The following is a 516-nucleotide window of genomic DNA, read 5'->3' on the forward strand; positions in this document are numbered from 1 at the left end:
CGCGTCCAGGGCCTCGCGGCCGCGCAGCTCACCGGCGACCGCGACCGTTCCGTGCGCCAGCATGCGCTGTACTCCGCGGCGTGCGCTGGCGCCCCGCGCGGACGGTCCGGCGGCCAGGAGCGCCCGCGCGCGCTCCCCGAACACCGGCTCGGTACCGAGCCGGTCCGCCTCGCGCGGGTCGGGGTGGTACGCCTGCTCCAGCAGTTCCGGGCCGTAGGGGTTGAGCAGACCGGGCGTCAGGATGCCGGGCCACCGCCGCAGCCGGGCGTCCGGATGCCCGGCGGCCAGCTCCTCGTACGGGCCGACGGCGGCGATGTGCGCGCCGTCGACCAGGACGGCGGTCCCGGGCGAGGCGTCGGCGGTGTGAAGGGTCAGCACGGGGAGGTCAGTTGGCGGACAGGAGCTTGAGCTCCGGGTGGGCCGTGCCGCCCTCGATGGCGGTGGAGGAGATGTGGGAGACCACGCGCTCGTCGACGGGGTCGTTCGCCGGGTCGTCGTGGACGACGAGGTGCTCGT

2 pseudogenes are annotated in these 516 nt (G+C 76.0%); both read right to left on the reverse strand.

Annotated features, from left to right (window positions below):
* Positions 1-378, reverse strand: a pseudogene (locus tag B7767_RS08615) (hypothetical protein); the annotation flags it as partial.
* Between the two features lie 7 nt (positions 379-385).
* Positions 386-516 (reverse strand): annotated as a pseudogene (locus B7767_RS44475) (dehypoxanthine futalosine cyclase); the annotation flags it as partial.

Source organism: Streptomyces sp. 13-12-16, assembly GCF_002114215.1.
Classification (GTDB): Bacteria; Actinomycetota; Actinomycetes; order Streptomycetales; family Streptomycetaceae; genus Streptomyces.